This is a genomic window from Streptomyces sp. NPDC005302 (genome assembly GCF_040607345.1).
GTDB lineage: Bacteria > Actinomycetota > Actinomycetes > Streptomycetales > Streptomycetaceae > Streptomyces.
In genome coordinates, this window is sequence record NZ_JBEXGN010000002.1 from 46,072 (window position 1) to 72,691 (window position 26,620).

18 protein-coding genes are annotated in these 26,620 nt (G+C 72.8%); 6 read left to right on the forward strand and 12 right to left on the reverse strand.

Annotation, left to right across the window (positions count from 1 at the left end; all coding sequences use genetic code 11):
- Positions 1-32: 32 nt before the first annotated feature.
- The 5 genes from ABZT74_RS02610 to ABZT74_RS02630 form a co-directional block, all read right to left on the reverse strand.
- Entirely contained in the window at positions 33-692 is a 660-nt protein-coding gene (locus ABZT74_RS02610; RefSeq protein WP_356172267.1) for a SurA N-terminal domain-containing protein, read from the reverse strand.
- A 137-nt stretch (positions 693-829) separates the two neighbouring features.
- Positions 830-1,657: a glycoside hydrolase domain-containing protein gene (locus ABZT74_RS02615; protein ID WP_355872329.1), complete on the reverse strand. Its 828-nt coding sequence runs from the start codon at positions 1,655-1,657 to the stop codon at positions 830-832.
- Between the two features lie 274 nt (positions 1,658-1,931).
- A complete protein-coding gene (locus ABZT74_RS02620; RefSeq protein WP_355872522.1) occupies positions 1,932-3,413 on the reverse strand; it encodes a serine/threonine-protein kinase in 1,482 nt (493 codons plus the stop codon).
- A 38-nt stretch (positions 3,414-3,451) separates the two neighbouring features.
- Positions 3,452-4,057: a hypothetical protein gene (locus ABZT74_RS02625; protein ID WP_356433080.1), complete on the reverse strand. Its 606-nt coding sequence runs from the start codon at positions 4,055-4,057 to the stop codon at positions 3,452-3,454.
- Between the two features lie 198 nt (positions 4,058-4,255).
- Positions 4,256-6,283, reverse strand: a complete 2,028-nt coding sequence (locus ABZT74_RS02630) for an N-6 DNA methylase (protein WP_356433082.1) — start codon at positions 6,281-6,283, stop codon at positions 4,256-4,258.
- 298 nt (positions 6,284-6,581) lie between these two features.
- On the opposite strand from ABZT74_RS02630, the gene ABZT74_RS02635 reads away from it, so the two are divergent.
- Positions 6,582-7,331, forward strand: coding sequence for a hypothetical protein (locus tag ABZT74_RS02635; protein ID WP_356172275.1), 750 nt, complete (start codon positions 6,582-6,584; stop codon positions 7,329-7,331).
- 76 nt (positions 7,332-7,407) lie between these two features.
- On the opposite strand, the gene ABZT74_RS02640 is transcribed toward ABZT74_RS02635, so the two are convergent.
- Positions 7,408-8,142 carry an HNH endonuclease family protein gene (locus ABZT74_RS02640; RefSeq protein WP_356433376.1) on the reverse strand — a complete coding sequence of 245 codons (735 nt, stop codon included), beginning with the start codon at positions 8,140-8,142 and terminating at the stop codon, positions 7,408-7,410.
- Between the two features lie 170 nt (positions 8,143-8,312).
- On the opposite strand from ABZT74_RS02640, the gene ABZT74_RS02645 reads away from it, so the two are divergent.
- Entirely contained in the window at positions 8,313-8,495 is a 183-nt protein-coding gene (locus tag ABZT74_RS02645) for an Rv0909 family putative TA system antitoxin (RefSeq protein ID WP_356433084.1), read from the forward strand.
- 263 nt (positions 8,496-8,758) lie between these two features.
- Here the strand turns inward: ABZT74_RS02645 and ABZT74_RS02650 are convergent, their stop codons facing one another.
- Positions 8,759-9,721: a hypothetical protein gene (locus ABZT74_RS02650; protein WP_356433086.1), complete on the reverse strand. Its 963-nt coding sequence runs from the start codon at positions 9,719-9,721 to the stop codon at positions 8,759-8,761.
- Between the two features lie 108 nt (positions 9,722-9,829).
- Between ABZT74_RS02650 and ABZT74_RS02655 the strand changes: the two genes are divergently transcribed.
- Positions 9,830-10,420: a TetR/AcrR family transcriptional regulator gene (locus tag ABZT74_RS02655; RefSeq protein WP_356433088.1), complete on the forward strand. Its 591-nt coding sequence runs from the start codon at positions 9,830-9,832 to the stop codon at positions 10,418-10,420.
- A gap of 94 nt (positions 10,421-10,514) precedes the next feature.
- Here ABZT74_RS02655 and mfd read toward each other — a convergent pair whose 3' ends face one another.
- The 3 genes from mfd to ABZT74_RS02670 form a co-directional block, all read right to left on the reverse strand.
- On the reverse strand, positions 10,515-14,066 hold the full coding sequence (mfd, locus tag ABZT74_RS02660; RefSeq protein WP_356433090.1) for a transcription-repair coupling factor: 3,552 nt from the start codon (positions 14,064-14,066) through the stop codon (positions 10,515-10,517).
- Positions 14,067-14,410: 344 nt separating this feature from the next.
- A complete protein-coding gene (locus tag ABZT74_RS02665; protein ID WP_356433093.1) occupies positions 14,411-16,975 on the reverse strand; it encodes an FtsX-like permease family protein in 2,565 nt (854 codons plus the stop codon).
- Positions 16,972-17,760 carry an ABC transporter ATP-binding protein gene (locus ABZT74_RS02670; RefSeq protein ID WP_355872349.1) on the reverse strand — a complete coding sequence of 263 codons (789 nt, stop codon included), beginning with the start codon at positions 17,758-17,760 and terminating at the stop codon, positions 16,972-16,974. The genes ABZT74_RS02665 and ABZT74_RS02670 overlap by 4 nt, the downstream gene beginning before the upstream one ends.
- Before the next feature lie 493 nt (positions 17,761-18,253).
- On the opposite strand from ABZT74_RS02670, the gene ABZT74_RS02675 reads away from it, so the two are divergent.
- From ABZT74_RS02675 to ABZT74_RS02685, 3 genes are all read left to right on the forward strand, one after another.
- Positions 18,254-19,756, forward strand: coding sequence for an MFS transporter (locus tag ABZT74_RS02675; protein ID WP_356433377.1), 1,503 nt, complete (start codon positions 18,254-18,256; stop codon positions 19,754-19,756).
- Positions 19,757-20,354: 598 nt separating this feature from the next.
- The gene (locus ABZT74_RS02680; protein ID WP_355872530.1) at positions 20,355-20,732 is read left to right on the forward strand and encodes a DUF485 domain-containing protein; all 378 of its coding nucleotides are present in this window, start codon (positions 20,355-20,357) and stop codon (positions 20,730-20,732) included.
- Positions 20,729-22,363: a cation acetate symporter gene (locus tag ABZT74_RS02685; protein ID WP_356433095.1), complete on the forward strand. Its 1,635-nt coding sequence runs from the start codon at positions 20,729-20,731 to the stop codon at positions 22,361-22,363. Before ABZT74_RS02680 ends, ABZT74_RS02685 begins: the two co-directional genes overlap by 4 nt.
- Before the next feature lie 120 nt (positions 22,364-22,483).
- Here the strand turns inward: ABZT74_RS02685 and ABZT74_RS02690 are convergent, their stop codons facing one another.
- Together ABZT74_RS02690 and ABZT74_RS02695 are read right to left on the reverse strand one after the other, a co-directional pair.
- Positions 22,484-23,371 (reverse strand): cellulose-binding protein, encoded by an 888-nt coding sequence (locus ABZT74_RS02690; protein WP_356433097.1) that lies wholly within the window; start codon positions 23,369-23,371, stop codon positions 22,484-22,486.
- 372 nt (positions 23,372-23,743) lie between these two features.
- Entirely contained in the window at positions 23,744-26,614 is a 2,871-nt protein-coding gene (locus ABZT74_RS02695) for an SUKH-4 family immunity protein (protein WP_356433099.1), read from the reverse strand.
- Positions 26,615-26,620: the final 6 nt, after the last annotated feature.

Sequence of the window (26,620 nt, forward strand, 5' to 3'; positions counted from 1 at the left end):
CTGCCGGGGACCGGTGCCGGCCCCCGCGCGGATCACGTCGTCTGCTGGGTCCCCGCCGACGTGACCTCGCGCAGCCACGGGGTCTTCGCGTCGACCCGGCTGCTCTTCTGGACGTCCCAGGCGCCGTAGCGCGGGTTCAGGTCGACGTGGAGCTGCTTCGAGGCGGTGGACATCGCCTTCCAGAAGACGGCCTTGCCGGCGGTGGTGTTCATGTCGGCGCCGAGCGCGGAGGCGAGTTTCTGCGCCTCGATCTCGGTGCGCAGGCTGTCGTCGAGACGCTTGGGCGCGACCCCGTAGTTCTGCAGCCAGGCCGTCTCCAGGGCCTTCGAGCCGCCCGCCTGCTGTTCGAGGGCGGACCGCATCTGCTGCGAGTCCTTGCGGGTCACGCTCACCCCCTCGTTCTTCGCCGCGCGGTCGAGGACCCGGTCCAGGACCATGCCGTGCAGGGTGTCGCGGGTGAGCGTGCCGGTCTTGGCGATGGCCTGCTCGTACTGCGCCTCGTCCTTGGTGGCGGCGCGCTGCGCCGAACGCACCTCGTTCACCCGGCTCTCCAGCTGCGCGACGGTGATCCGCTGGCCTCCGACGACCGCGGCCGCGCCCGGATGGGCGTCACTGCCGCAACCGGTGAGCAGGGGGGCCGCGGCGACGATCGCGGCGGAGAGAACGAGCGCGGTGCGACGGCGGCGGTGCAAGGAAGCCTCCCGAGGAGATTGTGCGGCGGTGCACAAAGTCTTGCGGTGATCGATGGTAGGCAGTGGCTCGCCTCCCGGCCAGCCATTCGACCAACGATTCACGACGACTTCGGGCACCGCCGCACCTCACATCGCGATCAGCCCGTGATCGCGACGGGCGCGTCCCACGCGTCCCGGTCCACGGTGATCGTGTAGGCGCCGCGCGTCTCCTTGCTGTTGACCATGTACTGGTGCGCGCGGCTGTGGTTGGTGAACTGCGTCGAAGCCCACGGCCAGTCGGCCGTCGTGGTGTTGTTCTTGTCCCACAGCGCGTACCAGAGGTTGCCCGGCAGGTCCGTCTTGTCGCTCGCGGTCGCGATCGCCTTGGCGCTGGAGCTGGTGAACCCGTAGTAGCCGGTGCGGTAGGTCTTGGCGTGCAGGGTCTTGTCGAAGGCCCGCACGTACGTCAGCACGGCGTCGTTGCACGCCTTGTTCGTGACGTCGTACGACTCCATGTCGAGGTAGATCGGGCTGCCGGCCTTCATGCCGAGGGCCGAGGCCTTGGCGACCGCGTCCGCGCCGTCGCTCGCGCCGAGCGAGGCGGCCGTCGAGGCGGTCATCTTCTCGGGGCTGCTCCCGGTCTGGCAGGACGGCTGCGCGCCGACGTACAGGGGGACCAGTTTCCAGCCGAGCGCGCTGACCGACTTCACCCAGGAGGCGGTCAGGTTGGGCTGCGCGCAGCCGCGGTTCCTGCCGCCCACGTAGACGGCGGCGGCTCCGTAGAAGCCGGTGTGCCACGCCTTCATCGCGGACAGCGAGGGCGCGGCGCAGGCGTCGAACGCGCGGCCGGTGAAGGTGCGCTGCGCGGGCCACGTGGTCGCGGCCATCGAGGTCTGCGCGGCGATCCCCGCTCCGGCGACGACCGCGGCACCGGCCGCGGCCCAGGCCACGTATCTGCGCCTCTTGGAATGCCGATGACTGGACATGAAAGTTCCCACCCCATGGTTCAACTGAGTCGACCGGTGCGGCCGGCAAGACGGTTCGAGCGGCACGACGGGTACGGCCGTGGGGCCGCCGCGGTGTGCCGGGTGCGTGGGTCGCACGGCCGCGCGGCGCGGCCGGACGGCGGCCGCGCACGCGCGCGTGGCGCACGGAAGATCGCAACCTACCCGGCGCGGCCCCTCCGGCAGGGAAACCCCGCATCCGGATCATCACAAACTTCGGCCAAGGTGGCGCAAAGCCGCCGGTGTACGGGCCCGCTCAGCCCCGTACCTGCCCGAGCCACTGGAGCGTGCGGCGGATCTCCCCCGCCATCGGGTGCCCGGGCCCCCGCAGCCTGTCCACGTCGTGCAGGAGCCGGGCCAGCGTGTCGTGGGCGGCGGCCCGGTCCCCGAGCGCGAGCAGCAAGTGGCCCATCCTGCGGCGCACTTCGAGGGCGATCTCCGGGTCCCCCGCGACGTACTGGTTCTCGTAGTACGGGAGCAGCGCGCGGTACTCCGCCAGGGCCGCGGCGGGTTCGCCGAGCTGCTCCAGGCACTGGGCCGCGTCGTAGCGGAAGCGCAGCGACTGCGGGTCGGCGTGGCCCGCCTCGGAGGCGCGTTCGTCCGCGAGACGCCGCAGTTCGGGCAGGGCGCGGCGGTACTGGCCGTCGTCCATGAGCGTGGCCGCGTACTGCTTGCGCAGGGTGCGCACCACGGGAGAGTGCTCGCCGTGCTCGGCGGCGGCCGCCGGAAGGATCGAGCCGAGGATGTCCACCGCCTGCGTGATGCGGCCCTCGCCGAGCAGCCGCTTCACCTCGTCCACGGCACCCGCCACGTCGGGCTTCTCCACCGCGGGCGCGGCCTGCGGCTGGGACGCGGGTGTCCGCGCCCGGTCCGGCCAGGGGGCGTGCGGGCGCAGGAACGGCCGCGTGGGATCCAGCGGCGCGCCGGTGGGCATGCCGCGCGCCGGCAGCAGCGGAAGGAGCTGCTCGTACGTCTCCTGCGCCGAACCCGGGCGGTGCTGCGGGTCCTTGGACAGCAGGCGCAGCACCAGGTCCTCCAGCGCGGGCGGCACCTCGGGGCGCAGCCTGCGCACCGGCAGCGGCGGCTCGTACAGGTGGCGGTGCAGCACGCCGAGCGCGGTCGAACCGGAGAACGGCACGTCCCCGCTGAGCAGTTCGTGCAGCAGCACACCGAGCGCGTACAGATCGGTGTACGGGCCGACCGCGCCGCCCATCGCCTGCTCGGGAGCCATGTACGCGGGGCTGCCGATGGGCGAGCCGGTGTGCGTCAGACGCGTGGTGTCGGTGTCCATGACGGAGGCGACGCCCAGGTCGAGGACGGTGACCGTGCCGTCCTGCTTGACCATCACGTTCCGCGGCTTGAGGTCGCGGTGCACGATCGGCACCGCGTGCACCGCGCTCAGCACCGCGCACAGCTGGGCGGCGACCGCGACGGCCCACTGCCACGGGTAGGGGTCGTGCTCGGCGAGGTGGTCGGAGAGGTCCGCCCCGTCGACGTACTGCATGACGAGGAACAGCTCCTCGCCCACGCTGCCCGCGTCGTGGACCGTGACCAGCCCGGGGTGGTCGACCTGCGCGGTCACCCGGCACTCGCGCACGAAACGGCGGCGCAGCTCGTCGGCCTCCTGGCCCGCCACCTTGTCCGGGCGCAGCAGCTTGACCGCGACCCGCCGGTCCAGGCGCTGGTCGTAGGCCGTCCAGACCTGGCCCATGCCGCCCTGGCCGATGAGCGTGGACAGTTCGTAGCGGTCGGCGATCACCCGGCCCGTCGCCACGCTCACCTGCCGTCCCCGCCGTCGGTGCGGCCGTCGCGCTTGCGGAGGTAGTCACTGAGCTCGTCGAGCTCGGCACGCACCTGGTCGATCCGCACGGGCGCGGGCCGCTGCGGCGGAGGCGGCACGACGGGCGGCTGCGCCACGGGCGCCTGCTGGTGCGGGACCGGCGTCCCGTACGGCGATGGGGTGCCGGCGGTCTGCGGGTAGCCGTAGTGCGGGCCGGGGTGCGGGGCCTGGTGGAGCGGCACCGGGTAGCCGGCCGGGGTGAGCCGGTTGTAGTGGCGGATGTCCGCGAACAGGAAGTACCCGGTGCAGGCCGCCGCGTTGAGCAGCAGGATGATCATCCCGACGTTGCCGTTCGGGCTGCTGAAGTCGTCGGTGTGGTCGGTGCTGAGGTACGCGAAGCTGATCCCCATCGCCAGAAGCGACCCGAGGAAGATCCACCAGTCCACGGCCCGGCGGGTCACCAGCGCGACGCGCAGCGTGGACCCCCACGCCAGGAAGCCGATGCTCAGGAGCGGCAGCGCTCCGAAGATCACGCGCAGCACGACCAGCAGCCCGGTCGGGGGGCGCTTCGGCGGAGGCGGCGCGTAGCCGTGGCCGTGCATGGCTGCTCCTGGAGGCCTGATGGGGACGGACGTACGAGTTGGAAGTCCGAGCGTATAGGCCGACAAGGACAACCGGTCCCGGGTTGTACCGAACCGTTGTCGCGCTGATCACTTCACGTGCTCCGGCGCTCTCGGCGAGCCCGTGCGGGAACCCGTCGTTCCGCCCGCCGGGGACGGCCGCGCCGTCGCCCGCGCGGGTCAGTCGGGGGCGACCGTCCCGTCCGTCAGGCCGTCGTACATGCCGCGTACGAGCTGCTCCCCGAGTCGGCCCGCGCGCCGCAGCGCGTCCTCGAACTCGGCGAGGGCGCGGAAGCGTTCGCCGTAGCGGAGCTGGTCCTCCAGGGGCAGCCGCGGCAGGTGCAGCCGCCGTACGTCGAGCCGGGTGGCGGTGGACGCGTAGCTGCTGGCCTGCCGGTTGTTGGCGGTGCCGCGCAGGAAGCCCGCCAGGAACCACGGGTCCAGCGCGGCCCGGTCGGGGCGCAGCAGCGTGAGGTTGCGTCCCAGCACCGCCCCCGCCGTCTCCGCGTCGACCACGCGCGCGACGGATCCGCCCCCGAGCACGGGGACCACGACATCGCCCGCCTCGACCAGCACGGTCTCCTCGTCGCCCTCGGGAAGACTGCCGGAGGCGGCGGTCCCGGCGAGCACGTCGTGGTCGGTGAGCACCCTCGCGCGCGCGGGGGCGCTGCTCCCGCCCGTACGCAGCAGAAGGGCTCCCCCGCGCGCGAGTTCGCCGACGGTGATGAGCGGCCAGCGCACGGCGGGCGTGTGCAGCGCCTCGGGGGGCGTGAGGCCGGCGGCGAGCCGCAGGGTGTCACCGAGGTCCTCGCGCACGCTCGCGAGCCGCTCGGAGCCGCCTCCCGCCGCGGCCGGCGGCAGATGGCGGGCCGGCGCCAGGTCCACGTCGTCGTCGAGGAGTTCGATGACCGGCACCGAACGGCTGAACCCGGGCTCCTCGCGCGCGCTGCCCGCGCGCTCGAAGGGCCGCCAGGCGTCGAGCACCGCACCGCGCACGGCGGCCCAGTCGAAGGTACGGCCCTCTCCGGCGGCCGCCCCTGTGTCCACGAGCAGCAACTCGGGCTGCGCGGGCGCCTTCTCGGGCCGGCGCAGCACCCAGACGTGCAGGGGGATGTTGTACGGGGGTGCCGCGCCGATCGGCAGCGCGATCACGGCCCGCAGGGCGCCCCGGCGCAGCAGGTCGGCGCGGATACGGCGGCCCGAGCGGCGCGAGGCGGCGGCGGGCGGCATGAGGACGACGGCGGTGCCGCCGTCCTTGAGGTGCGCCAGCGCGTGCTGCACCCACGCCAGTTCGGACTCCGTACGGGCCGGGAAGCCGTACTCCCAGCGGGCGTCGTAGGCGAGTTCGTCGTGTCCCCAGTTGCGTTCGTTGAACGGCGGGTGGCACAGCACGACGTCGGCGCGCAGGTCGGGGTGCGCGTCCGCGCGGAGACTGTCCCCGGCGGCGGTGCGCACGGCGGCCTTGCCCTGGAGCGCCAGCCGCAGCGCGGAGAGCGCCGCGAGCTCGGGCGCGCTGTCCTGCCCGAACAGCTCCTGTCCGGGGCGGGCGGCCACGGCGCGCAGCAGGGCGCCGGTGCCGCACGCCGGGTCGAGCGCGGTGCGCGCCGGTCCCGCGAGTTCCGCCATCAGCGTGGCGAGGCCGGCCGGAGTGAGCGTGTACTGACGGGGGTTGGCGTCGAGGTGGCGTCCCAGCAGGAACTCGTACGTCTGCCGCGCGCCCAGCTCGGCGGCCAGTTCGGCCGCGCCGCGCAGCAGGGGGGCGGAGGTGAGCAGCTCCGGGCCGGCCGGGGTGTTCACAGCGCGTTCGCGCGGGGGGCCGAACCTCGGGGTGATCACCTGGTCGAGGGCGGCGGGCAGCAGCGCGGCGAGCCGTTCGTCGGAGCCCGCGCTCAGTTCGAGCCAGTCGGTGGGGCGGTCGTGGATGAGCAGGAGCACGCAGCCCGCGTGGACCAGGGCGGCGACGGGGCCCGCGGGGTGACCGGCGAGTTGTTGCCAGACGCGTTCGCGGAGCGGGACCTCGGCGAGTTTTCCCTGGTCGCGTAGCCAGGCCTCGACATCGGTGAGGGCGAAGGAGGGGCTGGCCTCGGTGCCGCCGACCGGTTTGGGGAAGTCGGCGTGGCGGCGGCGCCAGTTGCTGACGGCCGCGCGTCCGACCCCGGCGAGCCGTGCGATTCCGGCGGCGGTCACCTCTGTCGCGTTGTGCTGCACCCGCCCGGCTCCCCTCGTTCTGGTCGGCGCCCCCTGTGACCCCGGTGGCCCGTCGTCGCCCCCGCACCGCAGTCCCGTTGTTCCGGTGTTTCGGTGTTATCGGTGTGTGACGCCGAGCATACCGGCGCATGCAAGATCTACCCCTTCACAGGCGTGTACACAACCTCTTCCGTGAACCGTGTTGACTCAGTTCACAGGCTCTGCTGTTATTGACCCATCGAACGGACAGGCCGCCGGAGTGATCCGGTCGCCCCTGCCTTTGCCGACAGCGCCACCCACACCACGCCAAGGAACTCTTATGCGTCGCACCGCACTTGCCGCTCTCTGCCTCGCCGCCGCGGCCACCGCCGGTCTCACCGGTTGCCTGTCCGGCGAGACCAAGGCGGACAGCAAGCCGAAGGGTCCGTTCGCCGGTCTGTCCGGGGGCGAGATCGCCGACCGGGCCGTGAAGGCCACCGACGGCGCCGCCTCACTCCGGATGAAGGGCGACGTGCCCGACGACGAGGACGGCGGCACCATCCGTATCGACATGGCCCTCAGCAAGAAGGGCGACTGCGCCGGCACGCTGGGCATGGGCGGCCAGGGCAAGGCCGACCTCATCAAGACCGGCGACACCGTCTACATGAAGTACGACGAGGCGTTCCTGCGCGCCCAGGGCAAGGGCGACTCCAAGGCCGACACGGACGCGGTCGTGAACATGCTGGCAGGCAAGTGGACCAAGATGTCCGCGACCGGCGCCGACGCCAAGGACATCGCGGGCTTCTGCGACCTCGACTCGGTGCTCGCCGGCGCGGAGGACGTGAACTCCAATGCCACGCGCGGCAGGACGACCACGGTCGACGGGACCGAGGCGATCATCCTGCACGAGAAGGACGGCAAGGACCGGTACACCCTGTACGTCGCCACGAAGGGCAAGCCGTACCTGCTGCGGGTCGACAGCACCTCCGCCAAGGACCCGGGCACGATCACCTTCGGCGACTACGACAAGCCGGTGCCCGCCGCCAAGCCGACGGGCACCGTCCTCGACATCGACAAGCTCGGCAGCTGACCGGCCCGGACACCAGGTGCGGCAGCCTGCCCTGCACCCGGCCGGGGCGCACCCGGGGCGGCGTCCGGCGCGACGGCTAGTTCGCGGTGAACCTCTTCGGGGCGTCGGTCGGGTTGCCGCCCGAGGGGAGCTTCTGGCCGGGACAGCCGGACAGGACCTTCTTCATCGCGGCCTTCTCGGAGCCGGTGACCCACAGCCCGTACTTCTTCTTCACGGCCACCTGCCCCGCGACGTACGTGCAGCGGTAGTTCTTGTTCGGCGGGAGCCAGGTCGCCGTGTCGCCGTCGCCCTTGCTGCGGTTGGCGCTCGCGCCGACCGCAGCGAGGTTGAGCGGGTCGTTGGCCATCGCTATCCGCTTGCTCGCGTCCCAGTACTTGGCGCCCTTCTGCCAGGCGTCCGAGAGGGCGACGAGGTGGTCGATGTCGACCAGGCTGCGCCCGCGCGTGAAGGTGACGTCCTTGCCGCCGTAGGGGTCCGGTTCGAGGACTCCGTGCGACACCCTGCACTTGCCGTCGCTGAACTTCACGTCCTTGAGGTCCCGCTTGAGGATGTCGTCGCGGGTGTCGCACCGGTTCGAGTCGGTGTCGGCCCAGGCCGTACCGAACCGCTCCCGGCTGTAACCGGTCTTGGGGGCGCGCCCCTTGACGGTCAGCGAGTCCACCGCGGAGAGCGCGGCTCCGCCGCCACCGCCACCGCCGCCGCCCGCCGTCTCCTCCGGTCCCGCGGAACCGATGGCGTCCTCCTTGCAGCCGCTGACCCCGGCACCGAGCACGATCAGCACCGCAGCGGCAGCAGCCGCCCCACCCCTCATACGCACGACAAACGCCCTCCCCTTCGCCACCCCGGGTCCGCCCCGCCCGGACGTGCTTCCCCTCTGCCCAACCTATCGGGGCCTACTCCCGGGTCATACCCGACCCAACGGGCAATTGGCGCACGCCCGGCGTATCGTCGGTGGTGAGTCACCCCCGGAAGGAGCTCTGGATGGGCATCTTCGACAGGTTCAAGAGCAACCGCGCGGCGCAGGACAAGGCGAAGGACGTGTCCGACGCCGCGGAGAAGCAGGTCAACAAGAAGACCGGCGACAAGTACACGGACAAGGTCGACGACGCGCAGGGCAAGGCCGAAGGCGCGATGGGTATGGACCGTGACCGCGACCGGCCTTGATCGGTCTTGACCGGCCCGGACAGCCATATCCGGAGCGGTGTCCACCCGGGCACCGACGACCTCCACAGTCCGCCGCGCTCCGAGGTGACGGTGTCTCACAGGACGCCGACAGGTCAGTGATCCCACGTCCGGCGTGAACCGGCCGGTGGCCCCGACCCGCCTCCCGCGCCTCGCACGTCCCGCCCCACCACGGTGTCCCACCGGGTGGGGCCGGCGCCGTCATGGCCCGTGCGCGGCACGGGCCCCCGGGTGGCCCACACGTCTCACACCTTTCCTATCCCCAGCGTCGTCTCCGAGGGCAGCAGCCCCGAGCCGATGACGGCCACCCAGAACTCGCCCAGCGCCGACGCGAGACGCTCGACGGCGTCCGGACCGATCGACTGCCATGGCCCGGCGGCCAGTTGGTCGGTGCGGTCCTCGACCCGGCGGCGCAGCGCGCGGCCCGCGTCGGTCGCGGCGCCCTTTCCGTCCACCAGGCCGCGAGCCGCGAGCCGCTCCCGGCCCGCGGTCCATTCCCGCGGGCTCCAGCCACGGCTCTCGAAGCGCTCCACCGAGGCCGCGCCTATCGCGGCGAACGAGACGAGGGACTCGACCGGATCGAGACCGGCGACCAGCAGGGCCGCGAGATGGCCGTCGCCGCGGTGTTCGCGCAGGATCGTCGCCGCGTGCCACAGCTGGAGGTGCGGGGCCTCGGGCCAGTCCAACGCGGCGTTGGCCGCGGCGAGCGGCCGCCCCTCCGTGCCGGCCGCCTCGGCCGCGCGCCGGGCGAGAGCCGCCGCCTCGACCATGACGGGCCCGGCGACACCGTCACCCAGCAGGGCGCGGTAGGCCCGGTCGACGGCTCGCTCCCGTGCGGCGAGCACCTCCTGCGGACTCGCCGTCCGCCAGGCCGGCCCGACGTGTTCGTCGACCATGCGGGGGCTGAAGCTGTAGAAGGCGGAGGCCACCCGCTCCGTCCCGACGGGGCCCAACGGAGCCGCGCGGTAAGGGAAGTAGCTGGGCCAGCGCTCCTCGGTCCCGAACCCGAGCGCGGCCGCCTCCTCGAAGCTCTCCGGCGCGTAGTAGAGCACCGCGTGCAGGGGCTCCAGCAGGTGCCACAGCCGGCGCACCTGGCCCGGCTCGACCCCGCCCGGGCCGGCACTCCCCTCCGCCGCGGCCACCGCGCCGCCCCCGGCGCTCCCCCCGGAGCGATCCGCCCCGCCGATCCCGCTGACGTTCCCCGACATGACCGCACCCCTTGTCACGTGACGACACGCTCCACAACTTGACACCGACAAGATTGCCCGACCGCGCCACAACTTGTCAATGACTAGATTCCGCGTACGCTTCTGCCCATGAATCCCGCCCCGCCCAGCGACTCCGCGCGCCCGTACCACCACGGGGACCTGCGGCGCGCCATCCTCGGCGCCGCGCTCGACGTCATCGCCGCCGAGGGGCCCGCCGCGCTCAGCCTGCGCGACCTGGCGCGCCGCGCGGGCGTCTCGCACGCCGCCCCCGCGCACCATTTCAAGAACCGCACCGGGCTGCTCACGGCGATCGCGGCGGAGGGCTACGCGCTGCTGGCGGCGGCGCTCGACGCGGCCGGAGACCTGCGGGACGCGGGCGTGCGCTACGTCCGCTTCGCGCGGGAGCATCCCGCCCATTTCCAGGTCATGTTCTCCCCGGAGCTGCTCCGTGGGAACGACCTGGAGCTGACGGCGGCCAGGACCCTCGCGGGCGAGCGGCTGCGCGCCGCCGTCTCCGCGATCCCCGCCGAGGGCCGGGGGGACGACGCCGGGCTCGCCGGCGTCGCGGCCTGGTCACTCGCCCACGGTTTCGCCACGCTCCTGCTCAGCCACAACCTGGACGGCCCGATGGGCGACCGGGACCCCGACGAGGTGTTCCACGCCCTGGCGGGCATGCTGTTCCGCCCCTCGCAGCCCTGAACCGGCCGCGAGACCGACGGGCCCGGGGCCGACGGGTGGCGGGAGCCCCGCCGTCGGAGACCGCCGGCCGCGCGCTCCCGCCACCCGTGCCGGGCTACGACCCGAGGATCGTGGCGAGGAACTCGCCGGTCCAGCCGAGGAGTTCGCGGCCGACCAGCGGCTTCCCGCCCACCCTCGCCGTCTTCGGGCGGGGCACCAAGAGCTGGCGGGCGGCCGGCTTGATGACCGTCCCCGGGTAGAGGCGCTGAAGACGCAGCTCCTGGGACTCCCTCAACTCCACCGGCGCGAAGCGGATGTTGTTGCCCTGGAGGACGATCTCCCCGACCTCGCAGCTCCGCGCCAGCATCCGCAGTCCCGCGACGAGGAGCAGGTTCTCAACCGGCTCGGGCAACTTGCCGTACCGGTCGACGAGTTCCTCGCGTACGGCCTTGACGTCCTCCTCGGTGTTCGCGGAGGCGATGGACCGGTACGCCTGCAGGCGCAGCCGCTCGCCCGGCGCGTAGTCGTGCGGGACGTGCGCGTCGACCGGCAGCTCGACCTTGACCTCCAGCAGCGGCTCCTCCTCCACCCCGCCGTCCAGCGCGGCGCGGTAGTCCGCGACGGCCTCGCCGACCATGCGGACGTACAGGTCGAAGCCCACGCCCGCGATGTGGCCGGACTGCTCACCGCCGAGCAGGTTGCCCGCGCCGCGGATCTCCAGGTCCTTCATCGCCACGTACATGCCCGCGCCCATCTCGGTGTGCTGGGCGATCGTCGCGAGCCGCTCGTGCGCCGTCTCGGTCAGCGGCTTCTCCGGCGGGTACAGGAAGTAGGCGTAGCCGCGCTCGCGGCCACGGCCGACACGGCCGCGCAGCTGGTGCAGCTGCGAGAGACCGAAGTTGTCGCCGCGCTCCACGATCAGCGTGTTCGCGTTCGAGATGTCGATGCCCGACTCGACGATCGTCGTGGAGACGAGCACGTCGAACTTCTTCTCCCAGAAGTCGACGACCACCTGCTCCAGGGCCTGCTCCGACATCTGGCCGTGGGCCGTCGCGATCCGCGCCTCGGGCACGATCTCGCGCAGCCGGGCCGCCGCGCGGTCGATGGACTCGACGCGGTTGTGGATGTAGAAGACCTGTCCCTCACGCAGCAGTTCACGGCGGATCGCCGCGCCGATCTGCTTCTCCTCGTACGGGCCGACGAAGGTCAGCACGGGGTGCCGCTCCTCCGGCGGGGTGGTGATCGTCGACATCTCGCGGATGCCGGTGACCGCCATCTCCAGGGTGCGCGGGATCGGGGTCGCGGACATCGTCAGGACGTCGACGTTGGCGCGGAGCTTCTTGAGCTGCTCCTTGTGCTCGACGCCGAAGCGCTGCTCCTCGTCGACGATGACCAGCCCCAGGTCCTTGAACTTGGTCTCCGAGGAGAACAGGCGGTGGGTGCCGATCACGACGTCCACCGAGCCCTCGCGCAGCCCTTCCAGGGTCGCCTTCGCCTCGGTGTCGGTCTGGAAGCGGGACAATGCGCGGACATTGACCGGGAACTGCGAGTAGCGCTCGGAGAACGTGCCGAAGTGCTGCTGGACCAGCAGGGTCGTCGGCACCAGGACCGCCACCTGCTTGCCGTCCTGGACCGCCTTGAACGCGGCGCGGACCGCGATCTCCGTCTTGCCGTAGCCGACGTCGCCGCAGATCAGGCGGTCCATCGGGACCGTCTTCTCCATGTCGTCCTTGACCTCGGCGATCGTGGTGAGCTGGTCGGGCGTCTCCACGTACGGGAAGGCGTCCTCCAGCTCGCGCTGCCAGGGGGTGTCGGTGCCGAACGCGTGCCCGGGGGCGGCCATCCGCGCCGAGTACAGCTTGATGAGGTCGGCGGCGATCTCCTTGACGGCCTTCTTGGCGCGCGCCTTGGTCTTGGTCCAGTCGGCGCCGCCGAGGCGGTGCAGGGTCGGGGCCTCGCCGCCGACGTACTTGGTGATCTGCTCCAGCTGGTCGGTGGGGATGTAGAGACGGTCGCCGGGCTGGCCGCGCTTGGCGGGGGCGTACTCCACCACCAGGTACTCGCGGGTGGCGCCCTGGACGGTGCGCTGCACCATCTCGATGTAGCGGCCGACACCGTGCTGTTCGTGGACGATGTAGTCGCCGGCCTCCAGGGTCAGCGGGTCGATCGTCTTGCGGCGGCGGGCCGGCATGCGGGCGCCGTCCTTGCCGGCCGCCTTCTGGCCGGACAGGTCGGTCTCCGTCAGCACGGCGAGCCGCAGCGCCGGGTCCACGAACCCGTAGTCGATGGAGCCGCACGACACGTGCACGACCGAGGGGCCGATCTCGGTGAGGTCGATGTCCAGGCGGGCGGCGATGCCCTCGCCGCCGAGCACCTCGGCGGTGCGGGCGGCCGGTCCCTGCGCCTCGGTGACGTAGACGGCGCGCCAGCCCTCGGCCAGCCAGCCCTTGGTGTCGGCGAGCGCGCGGGCGGTGTCGCCGCGGTAGGTCTCGGTGGCGTGCATGCCCAGCTTGAGGGTGTCTCCCGCCGCGCCCGGGGCGAAGTCGGCGAGTTCCCCGTCGGCGGAGAACGGCGACACCGACCACCACATCATGTCCAGCTCGCGCGCCCGCTCCCGTACGTCGGCGATGGACCGCAGCGAGGCGGCGCCGACGTCGATGGGTGCCTCGCCGCCCCCGGCGGTGGCCGCCCAGGACGCCTGGAGGAACTCCTGCGAGGTGGCCACGAGGTCCGCGGCGCGGGTGCGTACCCGCTCGGGGTCGCAGACGACGGCCATCGAGCCCTTGGGCAGGACGTCGAGCAGCAGCTCCATGTCGTCGACGAGGACGGGGGCGAGGGACTCCATGCCCTCCACGGCGATGCCCTCGGCGATCTTGCCGAGGAGGGCGCCCAGCTCCGGGTGGGCCTCGGCGAGTTCCGCGGCCCGTCGCCGGACGTCCTCGGTGAGCAGCAGTTCGCGGCAGGGCGGCGCCCACAGGCCGTGTTCGGCGACCTCCAGGGACCGCTGGTCGGCGATCTTGAAGTAGCGGATCTCTTCGATGTCGTCGCCCCAGAACTCCACGCGCAGGGGGTGTTCCTCGGTGGGCGGGAAGACGTCCAGGATGCCGCCGCGGACGGCGAACTCGCCGCGCTTCTCGACGAGTTCGACTCGGGAGTACGCGGCTGCCGCCAGCGCCTCGACGGTCTCGCCGAGGTCGGCGGTGCGGCCGGTGCGCAGGATGACGGGCTCCAGGTCGCCGAGGCCCTGCACCTGCGGCTGGAGCACCGAGCGGACGGGCGCGACGACGACGGACACGGGGCCGGTCTCCGGGTCGTCGGGGCGGGGGTGCGCGAGCCGGCGCAGCACCGCGAGGCGGCGGCCGACGGTGTCCGACCGGGGTGAGAGCCGCTCGTGCGGCAGCGTCTCCCACGAGGGGTAGTCGACGACGCCCTCCGGGGGGAGCAGGGAGCGCAGGGCGGCGGCCAGGTCCTCGGCCTCCCGGCCCGTCGCGGTCACGGCGAGGACGGGGCGCCCTGCCTCCCGGGCCAGCGCGGCGATCGCGAAGGGCCGCGCGGCGGGCGGGCCGACCAGGTCGACGTGCATCCGGTTGCCGTCGGTGGCGGCCTTCACCGCTTCCGTGAGGGCGGCGTCCTTGACGACGGCGTCGAGCAGACCGTGCAGGCTCATGAAGGGCTTCCATCCCGGGGAGTGGGCAACGCGAGGCGCCCGACACGTGGGACGGGCCGGGGCTATCCAGCCTACGACTCCGCGCCGACTCCCGCGTGGCCGTTCATCGCGGGGCCCGTCACCCAGCGTGACGCACACCGGGCGGGCAGGGCGCTTCCCGGTGTCCCCGCCCGGCGAGCGGGCCTGTTCGGTGGGCCGGGCGCCGGTCCCTCCGGCCGACGAGGAGGCTCCGGACGGACCGAGGGCCCGGTCCGAGGAGCGTGCTGCTCCTCGGACCGGGCCCGTCCGCCGCGACCCCCGTGCGCGGTGGTCCGGTGCGGCCGTCTCCGGCCGTGATCGCCTGGCTACTCGGTGGCGATGGCGTTCAGGACGTTCATCCGGCCAGCCCGGAACGCCGGGATCAGGGCGGCGAACAGACCCACGAAGGCCGAGCCGATGAAGACCCCGATGATCGTCGGCCACGGGATGTCCAGCACCTTCAGTCCCTCCAGGGCGAGGAGCTTCTGGGCGGTGGCGCCCCAGCTCATGCCGAGCCCCAGTCCGAGGAGGGCGCCGAAGAGGGCGATGACGACCGACTCCAGGCGGATCATGCGGCGCAGCTGGCGGCGGGAGAGACCGATGGCACGCATCAGGCCGATCTCGCGGGTCCGCTCGACGACCGAGAGCGCCAAGGTGTTGACCACTCCGAGGATCGCCACCACGATCGCGAGGCCGAGCAGGCCGTAGACCATGTTCAGGAGCTGGCCGACCTGGTCCTTGAGCTCCTGCTTGTAGTCGGTCTGGTCGCGCACCTGGTACTGCGGGTACGGCTCCATGGCCTTCTTCAGGGCGGCGTAGGCCTGCTTCTGCTGCCCCTCCTTGGCCGTGGCGAACATGATCTCGTTCGGCGGGATCTTGCTCGCGGGCACGTACTTCTTCATCGTCTCGATGCTGGTGTAGCGGGCGCCCTGGTCGATGGCGACGTCGTCGTCCGTGATGGCCGCGACCTCGAGCTTCGCCGTGGAGCCGCCCTTGAAGGCGACGCTGATGGTGTCGCCGACCTTGACGTGGTGCTTCTTGGCGTAGTCCGAGCCGACCGACATGGCGTTCGTGCCGTACGCCGCCGACAGCTCACCGGCGGTCGTCTTGCGCCGCAGGTCCTGGGCGTACGAGGGGTCGGCCGCGGTGATCTCGTAGTCGTCGACCTTGCCGTCAGGCGAGGTCATCTTGGCCGCGAGGTCCTTGTAGCGCGTGACGTGTTCGAGGCCCGGGGTGTCCTGCATGGCCTTCTCGGCCTGCGGGACGATCCGCTGCTGCCCCTGGACGATGAAGTCCGCGCCGACCGACTTGTCGAGTTCGTCGGTCGCCGAGGCCACCATGGACGAGCCGACCACCGACAGGCAGGCGACCAGGGCCAGGCCGATCATGAGGGCCGCGCCGGTGGCGCCCGTGCGGCGCGGGTTGCGCAGCGCGTTGCGCTCGGCGAGCCGGCCGACCGGGCCGAACATCCGCAGCAGGACCGCGCTGATCACCCGGACCACGCCGCCGGCCAGCAGCGGGCCGACGATCACGAAGCCGATCAGGGTGAGGACGACTCCGGCACCGAGCACGAGCGAACCGTCGCTCGCCTTGTCCGCGGTGGCCGCCAGGTAGAGGGCGAACGCTCCGGCGCCGGTCAGCACCAGGCCGATCAGGCCGCGGACCAGTCCGGCGCGGCCGTCGGCCGGGGTGCCGGCGTCGCGCAGCGCGGCCATCGGCGAGACCTTCCCGGCGCGCCGGGCCGGGAGGTAGGCGGCGAGGACGGTGACGACGACGCCGAGGATCATGCCGATGACGGGGGTGGCCGTCTTGACGGTCAGGTCACGGGTGGAGAGGTCCATGCCCATGGACGACATGAGCTTCATCAGGCCGACCGCGAGGCCGACGCCCGCGGCGACGCCGAGGACGGAGCCGATGAAGCCGAGCAGCAGCGCCTCGACCAGTACGGAGCGGTTGACCTGCTTGCGGGAGGAGCCGATGGCACGCATCAGGCCGATCTCGCGGGTGCGCTGGGCGACGAGCATCGAGAAGGTGTTGATGATCAGGAAGATGCCCACCAGGAACGCGATCCCGGCGAAGCCGAGCATGGCGTACTTGATGACGTTCATGAACTCGCCGACGCCCTTGCGGTTCTCGTCGGCGTTCTCCTTCTGCGTCTGGATCTTGTAGGACCCGTCGAGCGCGGTGGAGACGTTCTGCTTGAGGCGCGCGTCCGAGACGCCCGCCGCGGCGGTGACGTTGAGCTGGGTGAACCGGCCGGTGGAGCCGAGGAGTTCGCGCTGGGCGGTCGCGGTGTCGAAGTAGACGACGGCGGCACCGGGGTTGGTCACCTTGAAGGTGGCGATGCCGACGATCCTGGCCTTGAAGTCGCCGGTGACGGCGATGGTGCGCAGTTCGTCGCCCATCTTCAGGTGGTGCTTGTCGACGGTGTCGGCGTCGACCATCACCTCGGTCGGTCCGCGCGGGGCGTGGCCGGAGGTGATCTCCATGGAACGCAGGTCGTTGTGCGTCCAGTTGCCGGCGATGGTCGGGGCGCCGGTCGTGGAGCCCATGTTCTTGTTGTCGCTGTTGACGACGGTCACGTTCATCGAACTGACGGCGCCCTCGGCCGACTTGACGCCGTGGGCCTGCCTGGCCTGCGCCAGGGTGGAGGCCGGCACCGACTCGGGCTTGCCGTTCTGCGGGGTGTCGTCGCTCTTCGCCGCCTTCGGCAGCACTGTCACGTCGGAGGAGGTGACCGCGAAGAGCTTGTCGAACGTCGTGTTCATCGTGTCCGTGAACACCAGGGTGCCGCAGACGAAGGCCACCGACAGCAGGACGGCCACGGCGGACAGTGCCATGCGTCCCTTGTGCGCGAAGAAGTTGCGCATCGAGGTCCTGAGGACGGTCATGACGTCCGCCCGCGGGAGTCGAAGTCCTTCATGCGGTCGAGGACCTGGTCGGCCGTCGGCTGGTGCATCTCGTCGACGATCCGGCCGTCGGCGAGGTACAGCACGCGGTCCGCGTACGAGGCGGCCACCGGGTCGTGCGTGACCATCACGATGGTCTGGCCCAGGTCGTCCACCGAGCGGCGCAGGAAGCCCAGCACCTCGGATCCCGCGCGGGAGTCGAGGTTTCCGGTCGGCTCGTCACCGAAGATGATCTCGGGGCGGGCGGCCAGTGCCCGGGCCACCGCGACGCGCTGCTGCTGGCCGCCGGAGAGCTGGTTGGGGCGGTGCTTGAGGCGGTCCGCGAGTCCGACGGTCTCGACGACCTGGGCGAGCCACGCCTTGTCGGGCTTGCGGCCCGCGATGTCCATCGGGAGCGTGATGTTCTCCAGGGCGTTCAGCGTCGGCAGCAGGTTGAACGCCTGGAAGATGAACCCGATCCGGTCCCGGCGCAGCTGCGTCAGCTTCTTGTCCTTGAGGCCGGTGATCTCGGTCTCGTCGAGGAAGATCTGGCCGGAGGTGACGGTGTCGAGGCCGGCGAGGCAGTGCATCAGCGTGGACTTGCCGGACCCCGAGGGGCCCATGATCGCGGTGAAGCGGCTCCGCTCGATGTCCACGTCGACGTGGTCGAGGGCGACGACACGGGTCTCCCCCGACCCGTACGCCTTGACGACCTGCCGCGCTCGCGCGGCAACGGCCGTACGCCCTCCAGTGCCCCCGTGCCTGGGAATGGTTACAGCCGATGTCACGGTATGTCTCCTATGTCGGCCAGCAGGGCGAGCTGCTGAGCTGCGAAGGTCTCGAACGGTCGGGAAGGGCGGCGGTGTTCGCGCTGCCCTCGGTGTGGTGCGCCGCCGAGGTCCGGCGGTGCGCTGCCCACGTCCGTAAGTCTGGTGCCGGCGGAGGGTCGGGCGCGCTGGTGCACGGCCCCGTCTTCTGCTGGGGAAAACCCCACCCCCCAAGGTGTGGTCCGTACGAGGCGAACCCGCCCTCCGACGACGTAAAGCCAGGTTAAGGAAGCACCCCGGCCCGTCTCGTCCTCCGCCGGGACGAACCCTCCCCGACCCGTAGTAAGGAGGTCCCCCTAGGGGACCTCCACCCTTCGGTGGACAACTCCTCGGGGTCGCCTCCACCCCCGGGCCCCCGGTGCCCGCCCTCCCGCGACCCGGTCCCCCGGTGGCAAGCTGGTCCCGGCAGACGGACGCAAGGGGAGGGAACCCCGTGGGCGAGGGGGACACCGGGATACCGGTCGTACAGGAGAAACAGCCCGTCAGGGACCGTGCGGACGACCGGCGCCGGCGTGCCGTCGTCGCCGCGCTCATGCTGGCGATGGGCCTGGCCGCACTCGACTCCACCATCGTGTCGACGGCCGTCCCGCAGATCGTCGGCGACCTCGGCGGGTTCTCCGTCTTCTCCTGGCTGTTCTCGGGCTATCTGCTGGCCGTCACGGTCACGCTCCCCGTCTACGGCAAGCTGTCCGACACCTTCGGCCGCAAGCCGGTCCTCGTCGCGGGCGCCGCCGTCTTCCTCCTCGGCTCGCTGCTCTGCGCCACCGCCTGGAACATGGCCGCGCTCATCGCCTTCCGGGTCGTGCAGGGCCTGGGCGGCGGCGCCCTCCAGGGCACCGTGCAGACCCTTGCCGCCGACCTGTACCCGCTGAAGGAACGCCCCCGGATCCAGGCCAAGTTGTCCACGGTGTGGGCGACCTCGGCGATCGCGGGCCCGGCTCTGGGCGGAGTCCTCGCCGCGTACGCCGACTGGCGGTGGATCTTCCTCATCAACCTGCCCGTCGGCGCCGTCGCCCTGTGGCTGATCGTCCGGCACCTGCACGAACCGCAGCGGGCCCCGCTGACCCGGCGGCCCCGCGTCGACTGGGCGGGTGCCCTCGCCGTGTTCGCCTGCGGCGGCGTCCTGCTGACCGCCCTCGTGCAGGGAGGTGTCGCCTGGAGCTGGCTGTCGGCGCCCTCGCTCGCCCTGTTCGGCACCGGACTGGCGCTGGTCGGTGTCGTCGTCGCCGTCGAACGGCGCGCCGCCGAGCCGATCATCCCGGGATGGGTGTGGCGCCGCCGGACGATCGCCGCGGTCAACCTGGCCCTCGGCGCGCTGGGCCTGCTCATGGTCGCGCCGACGGTCTTCCTGCCCACCTACGCGCAGGCCGTCCTCGGTCTCGCCCCGGTGGCCGCCGGATTCGTGCTCTCCGTATGGACGTTGAGCTGGCCCGTGTCCGCGGCGCTCAGCCAGCACGTCTACCGCCGGATCGGCTTCCGCAACACCGCGATGCTCGGCATCGGCACCGCCACCCTGCTCCTGCTCGCCTTCCCCTTCCTCCCCTATCCCGGCGAGCCGTGGCAGCCCGCGCTGCTGATGCTGCTGCTCGGCGGCGCGCTCGGGCTCTTCCAGCTCCCGCTGATCATCGGCGTCCAGTCCACCGTCGGCTGGGCCGAACGCGGGACGACCACCGCCTCCGTCCTCTTCTGCCGCCAGACCGGACAGACCCTGGGCGCCGCCCTGTTCGGCGCCGTCGCCAACGGAGTGCTGGCCGCGCGGCTCGGCGGCGCCGGAGACCTCGACGCGGTGACCCGGGCCCTCGACTCGGGCGCACCGGCCGGACATCTGCGGCACGCGGTCGCCGACGCCGTCCACGCCGTCTACCTCGGTGCCGCGGGCGCCGCCGCCCTCGCCTTCCTGGTGCTGCTGCTCGTCGCGCCGCGCCGCTTCCCCGTCCTCAAGGACGCCACGGACTGAACGGGGGCCGGCACCGGGGCGCCCGGGGGCCGGTCCGGACACCGCCGCGCACTCCGCCCTCCGCGCGCTCCGCCCTTCGCGCAGCCGCCGGAGCGGGCACCGGCCCCACCCGGAGAAAGCGCGTGCGCATCCCACCCCTCACTCGGCGCACTCGGGCCCCACACGTGAAGGCCGCCGAAACCCCTCCGGAACTCCGGCGGAACTCCACAGGTGAACGCGGGTAACACCCCAGGTCACCGAAGTAAGCGCATACCGACCGACCAGTTCGGTGAAACCGCTACGCACGCGAGCTACCTACGAGTAGCGTGCGCTGCTCACCCCCCAGCTCCCTGCGGTCCCCGCACCGGACCCGAGCCACGCAAGGAGAACCGGGATGCCCGACGCATTCTCGTCCCCCGAGCACCCAAGGCCACGTCGACAGCACCCGCATCAGCCGTACCGGCAGAACCCGCCGTACGGACAGAGTCCGCCGAACCCACCTGCCCAGCCGCCGGGAAACCCCGCGTATCCGGCGTATCCCCCGTACCAGCCGCCTCGGACTCGGCCCCCGCACGATCCGTACCAGCCGGATCAGCCGGACCAGCCGGACCAGCCGCACCTGACCTATCCCTGGCAGCCCCGGCCGAAGCCGCCCGAGCCGGTCCGGCGGCGGGTGCCGCGGCATCGCGCGCTCGGACAGCACAGCGACATCAGGGTGCTGCGCGGCGCCTACCGCCGGCAGCGCCGGGTCGCGACCCTCACCGCGCTCGGCTACTTCACCCTCTTCCTCGTCCTGTCGGCGTTCGCCCCGTCGCTGATGACGAGCACGGTGTCCGGCGGACTGTCGACCGGACTGCTCCTCGGCCTGCTCCAGGTCCCCGTGACCTGCGTGGCGATCGGGCTCTACGAGCACACCGCGCGCCGGAGCGTCGACCCGATCGCCGACCGGATCCGCCAGCAGGCCGAACTGGACGCACGACGGGAGGCCGCACGATGACCGGGTTCAGCAGTTCCGCGCAGACGATGTCACTGGTGGCGTTCACCGCCGTGGCCACGATCACGCTCCTGCTGTGCGTGATGACCGGCCCGGACCGCGACGACCTCGACGAGTTCTACACCGGGTACGGATCGCTCTCCCCGATGCGCAACGGCCTCGCGATCGCCGGCGACTACATCTCCGCGGCGACCGTGCTCGGCACCAGCGGCGTCATCGCCCTGGCCGGCTACGACGGAGTCGTGCTCGCCCTGAGCACCGCCCTGTCCCTGATGCTGCTGATGTTCCTGCTGGCCGAACCCCTGCGCAACGCGGGCCGGTTCACCATGGGCGACGCCCTCGCCCGCCGCACCCCGGGCCGCGCCGTCCGCAACACGGCCTGCGCGGTGACCATCATCGCGCTGCTGCCGCTGATGCTCGTCCAACTCGCGGGCGCCGGTGACCTGCTGGCCTTCATCCTGGGCTTCTCCAGCGACTCCCTGAAGACCGGCTGCGTCATCGGCCTCGGCGCGCTGATGATCAGTTACGCGGCGATCGGCGGCATGAAGGGCACCGCCCTCATCCAGATCCTGAAGATCGTGATGCTGCTCGGCTCGGGCGCCGTGGTCGCCGCCCTCGTCCTGAACCGCTTCGACTGGAACCCCGGCACGCTCCTCGACAGCGCCGCCGCCAACAGCGGCGTCGGCACCGCCTATCTGCACTCCGGGCTCCAGTTCGCGGGCGGCTCCAGCCCCCGCCTGGACATGATCACCTCGGAGCTGACGGTCGTCCTCGGCGGCGCCTGCCTCCCGCACGTCACCATGCGCATGTACACGGCCAACAGCGCCCGGCAGGTGCGCCGTTCGCTGTCCTGGGCGGTGCCGTGCGTGGCCCTGTTCGTCCTGATCATCAGCGTGATCGGGTTCGGCGCGACCGCCCTGGTCGGGCGGGACGCGATCGTCGCGGGCGACCCGCAGGGCAACACGGCCTACCTGCTGGGGTCCAGGGGCGTCTTCGGCGCGTCCGTCTCCACCGCCGAGACGCTGCTCTTCACCACCGTCACGACGGCGATCTTCCTGACCCTGCTCGCCTCCGTCGCCGGGATGATCCTGGCCTGCGCCAACTCGCTGGCCCACGACGTGTTCGCGCACAGCCGGCTCTTCCGGGGCCGCCGCCGCGACGACGAACTCTCCCCGCGCCGCGAGATGCTCCTCGCCCGCCTCTCCGCGCTGGCGGTGGGCGGACCGGCCATCCTGCTCGCCACCCTCGCCCAGCACCGCAGCCTGCAGCCCCTGATCACGCTGTCGTTCTGTCTCGGCGCCTCCGCGATAGCGCCCGCGCTCGTCTACAGCCTCTTCTGGCGCCGCTACACCCGGACCGGCCTGCTCGCCACCCTCATCGGCGGCACGCTCACGGTCCTGTTGCTGATGCCCGGCACCAACCTCGTCTCCGGCTCCCCCACCGCGGCCTTCCCGGACGCCGACTTCAACTGGTTCCCGTTCACCACCACGGGCATCGTCTCGATCCCGCTGGGCTTCGCCTACGGCTGGCTCGGCACGGTGGTCTCGGGCCGCCGCAAGGCGGAGGAACAGCGCCGGCAGTACGAGGCGGTGGAGGGCTGGATCCTGGCGGGGGCGGTGCGGAGGGGGAGGTGAGGGGTTCCGGGACGCTCCGCTCCGGGACGGGCGGACCGGGGGGAAAGCCCGCCCCGGAGCGGCCAGGACGGCCCCCCGGAGCGGCGGAGACAGCGGTGACCGAGCAGCCCGGCCCCGGGGCTACTCGGCGGGGGCGCGCCCCGTCAGGGAGGTGAGGCTGCTGCGTACGTGGTCCATGTGGGCCCGTACGTCGTCCCACCGCTCCCCGTGCTCACGCAGTACCCGTTCGGTCTCCCGGGCGATCCGTTCCTCGCGGACCCGCGCCTCGGCGAGCACCTCGGCCGCCCGCGCCTCCGCCTCGTCCTGACGGCGCCGGTCCGACTCCTCCGCCTCGGCGAGGACCCTCGCGGCCTCGGCGAGCGCGGCCTCGGCGCGGGCCGTCCGGTCGTCGTGACGCGCCTCGAACGCGGCCTCCCTCTCGGCGGCGGCCCGTTCGGCCTCCGCCAGGCGCGCCGCCTGCTCCTTCTCCTGCTCGACGAGGAGCCCCTCGGTCCGCCGACGCACCTCACGCAACGCGGCCAGTGCCTCGCCCCGGTTCTCCTTGACCTCGCGCCGCGCGGAGATCCGTACCTCGTCGGCCTCGGCCCGTGCGGCGAGCAGTCGTTGCCGGGCGCGCTCCTCGGCCTCGGCGCACACCTCGTCGGCGTACGCCCGTGCCGCCTCCCGTAGCGCGCGGTCCGCCGCCTCGGCCTCCTCCAGCGCCGACCGGGCCTCCTGCCGTGCCGCTTCGCGCAGCGCCTCGGCCTCCTCCTCGCCGAGCAGGAAGATCCGCCGGGCCCGCTCGCCGAGTTCGTCGTACGTCTGCGGGACGAGTCCGGCCACGGTCTTGCGCATCCGCTCCGCCTCGGCCTCCATCTCCTTCTCCAGCACGGTCAGCCGGGCGGCCCGCTCCCAGGCGGCGTCGCGGTCCCCGGAGAGCGCCGCGGCGTACGCGTCGACCTGTTCGGGACGGTAACCACGTCCCCGTACGGCCATGAAGCCGTGCGGCGACACCGATGTGCTGCTCATCCTTTGACCCCTCTCCGCCGACCCACACAAAATGACGATTTGGCGCACATCTTGATGGATCACACGGAAGTGTTCATAACGCGACACTCCGCCCGCAGGTTCGGACACGAAGGGGTCGTTCACACGTCATTTGAGGTCAGGGGCCCGCGGTGAGGCAGCGCGCCGGGCGCGGAAGGAGGACACCCGACCCTTCGTACGGACCCCTGCGGCAGCGCGTTCCGCACACCGCGCGCCCCCGGCCCGCACCCTCGCGGGCAGCAGGGGAACGCCCGCCCACGCGACGAGGCGCCCGCCCCGTCACCGGGCGGACGCCTCGTCCCTTCGCGCAGCGGTCCCGCCGCCGCCCCTCCACTCCCTGCCGCGGCTCCGCGGCTACAGGAGTCCGTCCCACATCTGCTCCAGCAGGACCGACCACCAGCTCTCGGGCGAGCCGAGCGCAGCGGGGTCGAGCGCGGCGAGCTGGGCCTGGAAGTCGACGGTCCAGCGGCCCGCCTGCTCCTGGTTGAGCCCGAACCGGAGCCGCCACATCCGGCCGAGCAGCGCGAGGCAGCGCGCGAACTCGGGCAGCCCCGTGTTCACGAACTGCGGCGGCACCGGAGCACCGCCCGGACCGGCCTCCACCGGCACCGCGACGATGTTCGCCGTGCCGTACTGGACACAGATCGCCTTGCCGAAGTCGCTGCCCATGACGAGGTACGAGCCCGCGTCGAGACCGGCCGCCACCCCGCGCTCCTGCGCCAGCTCGGCGAGCGTCGGCACGGGCCGGCCCGGCTGGGCCTGCGCCCAGAAGAACGGCCCCATGTCGAGCGGCAGTCCGGCCACGACCAGGGTGTGCGCCACGATGTCGGGCACCCCCTGCCGCGACACGGCACCCTGGTCGAACCGGAACACGCCGGGCCCGAACGCCGCCGCCAGCTCCTGCCCGATCGCCTCCGGCGGGACCGGCGGCGCGGGGTGCACCGGCGGGATCGGCGCCCGGACCGGCGCGGGACGCGCGGGCCCGTCCGCCACCTGATGCAACTCACCCTGATGCGACAGGAGTTGGTGCATCCCCTGCTGCCGGCTCGCATGGTCGGTGCCGTACGGCGCGATGCTCGTGATCCGCGCCTGCGGCCAGGTCTCCCGGATCATCCGCGCGCAGTAGGCGCCCGGCAGTTCACAGGACTCCAGCTCCGTGTGCAGCTCCAGCACCTGCTGCGGCGGCACGTTCATCGCACGGAGTTCGTGCAGGATCTGCCACTCCGGGTGCGGAGTGCCCGGCGCGGACCGGCGGATCAGCTGCTGCTCCGAACCGTCCTGCGCGCGGTAGCGCAACACGGCCTGGTAGCCGGGTCCGACGGTCGGCTGCTGCGCCTGCGGATAGCCGTACGCGGGCGGCTGCTGACCGGGCAACGGCCCGGGCACGCCCGGCGGCGTGCCGGGAGACTGCGGCGGGAACGGCCCGCCCGGGCCCCCCGCCGGGGGACCTCCGAACACCGTCGCCGCGTGGTGCGCCCCGCCCGGAGGCACAGCCCCGGGAGGCTGCGGCGCACCGGGAGCACCCGGCGGCTGCGGAGCGCCCGGGCCGCCCACCGGCGGCCCGGCGAACATCGTCGCGGCGTGGTGCACACCGTCACCGGGAGGCGTACCGCCCGGCGTGTTCGGCGCGCCCGGTCCGTTCTGCTGCTGCCAGGGAGCGCCCGGCGCACCGGGTGCGCCCGGGGCGGCCGGCGGCTGCGGAGCGCCGGGACCGCCCACGGACGGCCCCGCCAGCATCGTCGCGGCATGGTGCACACCGTCGCCCGGAGGCGTGGCTGCGGGCGGCCGGGGTGCGCCCGAGGGGCCCTCCGGCCCGTCGGGACCGAGCTGCGGCACGAGACTCGTCGGCACGTACCCGCCCGCGGGAGCACCGGGTCCGGGGGGCGGCGGCACGCTGCCCGGCCGTGCACCCGGCACACCCGGAGCGCTCGGCGGATGCGGTGCCCCCGCACCGGCGGGGCGGGCCCCGCGCGGCGGCTGGGCCTTGCTGGTCGCCGCGTCGGCGATGTCACCGGCGTGCGGCGGCAGCGGCCGGCCCGGCGCCGCGGGCGGCGTACCGGGAGCACCCGGAACCGGCGGAGCGGCGGGCGGCGGAGTGCCGGGCCCCTGCGGGAACCCGTACGCGGGCTGCGTGCCCTGCGGACCACCGGGAGCGGGCGCAGCGGGCGGCGGCGTGCCCGGACCCGCGCCCGGGCCCTGCGGATAGCCGTACGAAGGCGCCGCGGGCGGCGGACCCGCGGGCTCACCGTGTCCCTGCGAGGAGCCCGACGGCGCACCGGAACCGGGCTCCTCGACCTTCGGCGCCATGGCGGTGCGCGGAAGCCGGCTGCCCCCGGACATCAGGGCCGTCTTGGCCTCCGGCAGCGCGGTGGGCGGCGGGGTGCCGGCGTCGTCGGAGCCGGTCAGCGGCGGCGCGAACACCGTCGCCGGCAGCGGCACCGAACGGTCGTCCCCCGCATCGGCGTTCGTGTCCGTACCGGCCCACGGCGTCGCGTCGGCGGGCACGCCCGGCGTCGTGTCCCGCAGACCCGGATCCGCGTCGTCGCCGGCCGCGGCGGCCGGCCACGGCGTGGCACCACCCGGAGCGGACGGCACACCCGGCGGCGGAGTGGCCGACGAGGGAGAGGACGGCGGAACCGGAGCCGACGGCGCGGAAACAGCACGCTCCCCCGGCGCGAAAGGAACGCCGCGCGCCCCCGAATGCCCCGATGCACCCGGAAGCGAACTCCCGCCCCCCGAAGCACCGTTCACGGACCCGTCCCCCGAAGCCTCGGCAGCGGCGGCAGCGGCGGCCGGACGGGAACCCGCCCCGTCCGACACCGACGACCCCGCCCCCGCACGCCGGTCCGGAATACCCATCCGGTCCGCGGCCTCCTGCAACCACTCCGGAGGACTCAGCAGGAACGACGTCTGGTTCAGATCCACCCGCGCCGCAGGCTCCGGCGCCGGTTCCGGAGCACCGTCCGGCACCCCGTACTCCTCCTCGTACCGGCGGATCACCTCACCCACCGGCAACGCAGGCCACAACGTGGCCTCCCCGCTGTCCCGGGCGATGACCAGCCGCTGCGCGCCCCCGTCGGAACGCGGCCCCTCGGCCCGGTCCTCCGCCCACACCACGAAACCGAGCTCGAACTCCCGCACCCGCACCTCACGATGCTGGTACCCGGGCACATCCCCGTTGATCCACTCCTCGGCGCGCTCCTGCGCCTGCGCGAACGTCACCATCGCAAG